The organism is Pontibacterium sp. (genome assembly GCF_041587635.1).
In the GTDB taxonomy this organism is placed as follows: domain Bacteria; phylum Pseudomonadota; class Gammaproteobacteria; order Pseudomonadales; family Balneatricaceae; genus Pontibacterium.
The window spans coordinates 1-6014 of sequence record NZ_JBFGYC010000226.1 but is presented as its reverse complement, the minus strand read 5'-3'; the positions used below and the strand labels follow the sequence as shown (position 1 = coordinate 6014).

Sequence of the window (6014 nt, the reverse complement as noted above, 5' to 3'; positions counted from 1 at the left end):
CCAGCAGTAGATACAGCGGAACTGGCCCATCAGGTAACAATGGCCGGTTTGGAAGTAGATGAAGTTGAAGCGGTTGCTAAAGACTTCTCCGGCGTTATCGTCGGTGAGATTCTGACAGCCGAGCAGCATCCTAATGCGGATAAGCTGCAGGTCTGTAAAGTCAGCAATGGTAGCGAAGAGTTTCAGGTGGTATGCGGTGCACCCAATGCACGTGCGGGCCTGAAAACAGCCTTTGCGACGGTGGGTGCTGTTCTGCCTACACCTGATGGCGACGCCTTCAAAATCAAAAAAGCCAAACTGCGTCAGGTAGAGTCTTTCGGCATGTTGTGTGCGGAAGATGAGCTGGGCCTGTCTGAAGATCACGGCGGTATCATGGAGCTGGCGGCGGATGCACCTGTTGGCGCTGATCTGCGTGAGTACCTGAATCTGGACGACATGATTATCGATGTCGACCTGACGCCTAACCGTGCTGACTGTTTGAGCATCAGTGGTATCGCCCGTGAAGTGGGCGTGTTGTTCAAAGCACCTGTTTCCTATGTTGAGACAAAAGTTACCGAGCCGGCGATCGCTGATAGCTTTCCAATTGCTTTGGAAGCAGCACAGCACTGTCCTCGCTTTGTGGGACGAGTGATCCGTAATGTCAACGTGCAGGCACAGACCCCGTTATGGATGGTTGAAAAACTGCGTCGTGCGGGTGTGCGTTCTATCGATCCGGTTGTTGATATCACCAACTACGTCTTGCAGGAGCTGGGACAGCCGATGCATGCGTATGACCTGAACAAGCTGTCCGGTAGCATCATCGCGCGTATGGCTGAGCAGGATGAAAAGCTAATGCTGCTGGATGGTCAGGAAGTATCGTTGAATGACGACACGCTGGTTATCGCTGATCAGAACGGTGCGTTGGGTATCGCGGGTGTTATGGGTGGTGAAGCATCCTGTGTTACCGCTGAAACCAAAGATGTCTTCTTCGAAGCGGCATTCTTTAATCCGATCTCTATTGCTGGGCGCGCCCGCTCTTACGGTTTGCATACCGACTCATCTCACCGCTTTGAGCGTGGTGTGGATTGGCAGCTGCAGGTTAAAGCGATGGAGCGTGCAACTGAGCTGTTACTGGATATCTGTGGTGGTGAAGCCGGTCCTGTGACCGAAGTTGCCAGCGAAGATAACCTGCCAAAAGTTGAAAAAGTGCGTTTGCGTCACGCTAAAGTGAACAGCTACCTGTCTTTTGACATGCCGGTTGCGGAGATTGAAGAGATCCTGACTCGCCTGGGTATGGCTGTGACTAAGGACGGCGATGATGCTTGGTTGATCGATGTACCGTCTTACCGTTTCGATATCAGCATTGAAGTTGATCTGATCGAAGAGTTGGCGCGTGTTTATGGCTACAACAACCTGCCTGTACGTGTCCCAAAAGCATCTCTGCCTTTTAAAGCTGATGTGGAAGCGAATATCGGTTTGGGTCATATTCGTCGTACATTGATTGCACAGGGTTATCAGGAAGCGATCACCTATAGCTTCATTGAAGCAGGCCTGCAGGAAAAGTTCGACGATCAGAATAAAGCGGTTGCCTTGGCCAACCCAATCACGGCTGAGATGGCAGTGATGCGTACAACCGTATGGCCGGGTCTGGTTAAAGCGGTTCAGTACAACCAGAACCGTCAGCAGAGCCGTATCCGTTTGTTCGAGACAGGTCAGCGTTTCCTGCCGCGCGGTGAGAACATGGCTGATATGCTACAGGAGAACGTTGTTGCCGGTGTGGTAACAGGTTCACGTGATCCTGAAGGCTGGACAGCAAACAATGAGTCCGTTGATTTCTTCGATGTTAAGTCTGAAGTGGAATCGCTTCTGGCGTTGGCGGGATCTGCTGAAGAGTTTACCTTTGTCTCCGGTCGCCACGTCGCACTGCATCCGGGCCAAACGGCTGTGATCAAGCGTAACGGCGAAGAGATCGGTTATCTGGGTGCGATGCATCCGAGTCTGGCGAAAGACCTGGGCCTGTCCGGCGCGGTATATCTGTTTGAACTGAAGTTGGAAGCGATCACTGCCGGTCGCTTGCCTCGCTACTCTGAATTGTCCAAATTCCCAGAGTCTCGTCGTGATCTGGCGCTGATTGTGGATGAACAGGTGCCTTTTGAAGATCTGCGCCAGAGTGCAGCTGAAAATGCCGGTGAGTTCCTGCAAAACGTGACGCTTTTTGACGTATACCAGGGCCAAGGTATTGAAGTTGGACGAAAAAGTCTTGCTCTGGGCTTGACCTGGCAGCATCCATCGCGCACTCTTAATGATGACGAAATTAATGGAGCAGTTGACTCCGTTATCACTGCGCTGAAGACTAAATTTGGCGCATCATTGCGAGAGTAATCGACAAGGGTGGCTGTCATGGGCTCATTGACTAAAGCTGACATGGCCGAGCGTCTTTTCGAAGAGCTGGGTTTGAATAAACGTGAAGCCAAAGATATGGTCGAGGCGTTTTTCGATGAAATTCGTGAAAGTCTGGCGATCAATGAGCAAGTGAAGTTGTCGGGCTTTGGCAACTTCGATCTGCGGGATAAAGGCCAGCGTCCTGGCCGTAATCCTAAAACGGGTGAAGAAGTGCCTATCTCGGCTCGCCGGGTAGTCACTTTCCGTCCGGGGCAGAAACTTAAGGATCGTGTAGAGGCTTATGCGGGAAGCAGAGACCAGTAGTAGCACTGATTCTGTTCCTATCCCGAATAAGCGTTATTTTACGATTGGTGAGGTTGGCAAACTCTGTGACCTAAAGCCGCACGTATTGCGCTATTGGGAGCAGGAGTTTGATCAGATCGAACCTGTTAAGCGGAACAACCGTCGCTATTATCAGCGGCAGGATGTATTGCTGATCCGTCAAATTAAAGGTCTGCTGCATGAGCAGGGCTACACGATCAGTGGTGCCCGTCAGTGGCTGTCCGGAGATGACAACGGTGATGATCAAACCCGCTACAAGCAGTTGCTCAGACAAACGATCACCGAGCTCGAAGATCTGTTGGTCAATTTAAAGCAGATCTGAACTTCACAAATTTTTCTTTTAAGTTAGTATCTCTAACTTCTTTCAGAGTGTTTCCACTCTGTCTATCGTCGGGATGTAGCGCAGCTTGGTAGCGCACCTGCATGGGGTGCAGGGGGTCGGAGGTTCAAATCCTCTCATCCCGACCATCAATAACCCCATATTTGCTGATTCATTGTCAAAAAATACGTTTTACATGAATCAAATTTGATTTCCCTTCTGTTTTCTAAAAATTTCCTATCAGAGCACGTGGTTTCCTATATTGAACTGTGTCGCTCACTTGGTTAGTCTTCAGTAGTACGCCTTTGGTCGCATAATAAGATGTCAGCCTGATGAAATATTCGTTAGAGATAGTCAGATGTTGGCCGACAACAAGATCAGAGAGATAAAACGTGGCTCAAGAAGGGTTTCCAGATGAAAGTCTCACACAAAATCGCGTTGTTTGCGTCGATCATTGTCGTTCTGGCATTTTCGATTTTTTCATGGGTGCAGTACCACAGTGTGCGTGATGCGCTATATGAGAAGACGGCAACAGGTACGGCTGAAGCAACACAGGCATTAGGTCAGCAGATCACGAACTGGCTGAACGGTAAGTTGGCGCTGATCGATATGATGGCGGAGACCATCGATGACGATTTCAGCGAAAGTGGTATTCAATCGACATTTAACACGCCTCTGCTAAAGCGTGAGTTTATTTTGATTTTTGGTGGTCTGGATACAGACGGCGAGCGCATCACCAATGATCCTTCCTGGAACCCGCAGGGTTGGGATGCGCGCAAGCGTCCCTGGTATCCGTATGCTCGTAGTCACAAACGCGCAGTGCTGACTGATCCATACCCTGATGCCGCTACGAAAGAGATTCTGATCTCTGCTGTTGCTAATCTCTACGATAAAGGTCAATTCAAAGGTGCCTTTGGTGGGGACTTGAGTCTTAAGGCCGTTTCTGATGCGGTGAATACGCTAAATTTTCACGGTACCGGATATGCGTTTCTCGTGAGTGCGGATGGCAATATCATCAGCCACCCGAACGGGGAGCTAAACGGAAAAGGACAGGGTGAGCTTTTCACAACAGGTGTGCCGAAGTTCTCAGAAGATCTGCAGGAAGCTCAGGTTGATGGGCAAGCCGTATTCACCTCTTACTACAAGCTCAGCGGCCTTTACGGTAGTGAATGGTATTTGGGGGTCGTGCTGGATAAAGCGAAGGTGATGGCAGAGGCGAATGCTTTTGGCTGGGCTGCTTTGGTTGGCACTTTGATCAGTGCATTGCTGACCTCCGTCGCAATCTATCTGGCCGTGTCACGCACGCTGTACCCATTGCAGGCGTTGCAGGCCTCGTTGCACGAGATTAACAGTGGTGAAGGTGATCTGACTAAGCGTCTGGAGGTTACTACCAAAGATGAATTTGGGCAGGTATCTGAAGAATTTAACCGCTTTGTCGACTATCTGCAGCAGCTGGTCGGACAGGTAAAGAGTATCTCGGTGGATGTGCGTGCCAATACTGATCTGACAGCGACATCGGCCGAAACGGCTTCCGGGCAGTTAAGGCAGCAGTTGTTTGAGCTGGACCAGCTCGCAACCGCAATGCATGAAATGTCTGCAACGGCTCAGGAGGTGGCATCTAACGCACAACGCACCGCGGCATCGTCACAGGAAGTGGATGAGGCAACGCATGCCGGTGTTGAGGTCGTATCCCGTACGACCGACTCAATCGCAGATCTGGCGAATGATATGGACACTGTGGTGGGGACAATTAACGATCTGTCGTCGTACAGCGATAATATTGCCTCTATTTTGACCACAATTACCGATATTGCAGATCAGACTAACCTGTTGGCGCTTAATGCTGCGATTGAGGCTGCGCGTGCCGGTGATTTGGGGCGTGGTTTTGCGGTGGTGGCAGATGAAGTTCGGGCGCTGGCATCCCGCACTCAGCAGTCGACGGAAGAGATTAAAGACATGATCCAGCAGCTGCAGGCAGGTGTGAAGAATGCCGAGGTGGTGATTATGAAAGGGCGTGACCGGGCGACCCAAACGCAGGCAATGGCCAGTGAGGCAGATGGCGTGCTGGGCAGCATCCGTGAAAGTATTTTGGATATTAATCAGATGACGCTGCAGATTGCGACTGCAGCAGAGGAGCAGAGTGCCACAGCGGAGGAGATTAACCGCAATACGGCTAACATCCGCGACATCAGTGGTTCTGTGTCTGAGCAGGCGCATGAGCAGGAAAGTAATTGTAACTCCATGGTGCAGCTGACGAGTCAGCAGGATAGTGCCTTGAGTAAGTTTAAGGTCTGAATAGTACTTTGTCCTGAAGTTGGATTGTGCCTGGGTAGAGCGGTTTACTCAGGCGCAGCCGATCACTTCGGTCCATGCACGTGCTTTCTCTTGTAGAAAGCACAATTCCTCTGAAAGCTGTTTCATCGGCAGATCGATCTCCCCCCACGCTTTATGCACACAACTCTGTGTGAGGTTTTTCTCCAGCTCATCGTCTGATAGGTCCAGCCATTCCGGGTTTTTGGTCAGATAGATGCTAATGAAATCGGCTAATTGAATAATCAATATTAAGTTGCGGAAGCTCTTAGGCAGTGCCTCGTTCGCGAAGATGCTGTATTTGTGGTGGGCGCGAACCATATTGCAGATCACTTTCGGTAACTGCCAGTGTTTGCAGGCAATCATGCCCACTTGAGAATGGTCATAACCAATACGTTTTTGTTCAACCAGAGGAAGTTCCTGAGGGGATGCCCAGCTTGTGCTTGGAGTTCCTTTGAGGGCTTCGGGGGCAACATCAAACATGACAAAGCGACCGATGTCATGCAGTAGACCACAGATATAAGCCATCTCGGGGTGTACGCTCAGTTCTTTCATATTGAGCGCAATATGTTCTGCATAGATCGCAGTTTCTATTGAGTGTTTCCACAGGAGTTTATGTTCATCCTGAGAAGGAACAAACACGCGGGTCACACCTAACGTCGTAATGTACTGGGAGATACTT

The 6014-nt window shown here is 50.3% G+C and carries 5 protein-coding genes and 1 tRNA gene; 5 read left to right on the top strand and 1 reads right to left on the bottom strand.

What is annotated here, in order from left to right:
* The 5 genes from pheT to ABYW01_RS11920 form a co-directional block, all read left to right on the top strand.
* A partial coding sequence (gene pheT / locus ABYW01_RS11940; protein WP_372832934.1) for a phenylalanine--tRNA ligase subunit beta occupies positions 1-2361 on the top strand: 2361 nt, incomplete at its 5' end.
* A gap of 18 nt (positions 2362-2379) precedes the next feature.
* A complete protein-coding gene (ihfA, locus tag ABYW01_RS11935; RefSeq protein WP_372832933.1) occupies positions 2380-2685 on the top strand; it encodes an integration host factor subunit alpha in 306 nt (101 codons plus the stop codon).
* On the top strand, positions 2663-3025 hold the full coding sequence (locus ABYW01_RS11930) for a MerR family transcriptional regulator (RefSeq protein ID WP_372832932.1): 363 nt from the start codon (positions 2663-2665) through the stop codon (positions 3023-3025). The genes ihfA and ABYW01_RS11930 overlap by 23 nt, the downstream gene beginning before the upstream one ends.
* Before the next feature lie 69 nt (positions 3026-3094).
* A tRNA-Pro gene (locus tag ABYW01_RS11925) sits at positions 3095-3171 on the top strand.
* 265 nt (positions 3172-3436) lie between these two features.
* The gene (locus ABYW01_RS11920) at positions 3437-5317 is read left to right on the top strand and encodes a methyl-accepting chemotaxis protein (protein ID WP_372832930.1); all 1881 of its coding nucleotides are present in this window, start codon (positions 3437-3439) and stop codon (positions 5315-5317) included.
* 48 nt (positions 5318-5365) lie between these two features.
* Here the strand turns inward: ABYW01_RS11920 and ABYW01_RS11915 are convergent.
* Positions 5366-6014: HDOD domain-containing protein (locus tag ABYW01_RS11915; RefSeq protein WP_372832928.1), on the bottom strand; the 649-nt coding region annotated here is incomplete at its 5' end.

What these genes read in the sequence shown, in the direction of transcription:
- ihfA (WP_372832933.1), top strand. Translation starts at nt 2,380, where the DNA reads ATGGGCTCATTGACTAAAGCTGACATGGCCGAGCGTCTTTTCGAAGAG.
- ABYW01_RS11920 (WP_372832930.1), top strand. Translation starts at nt 3,437, where the DNA reads ATGAAAGTCTCACACAAAATCGCGTTGTTTGCGTCGATCATTGTCGTT.
- ABYW01_RS11930 (WP_372832932.1), top strand. Translation starts at nt 2,663, where the DNA reads ATGCGGGAAGCAGAGACCAGTAGTAGCACTGATTCTGTTCCTATCCCG.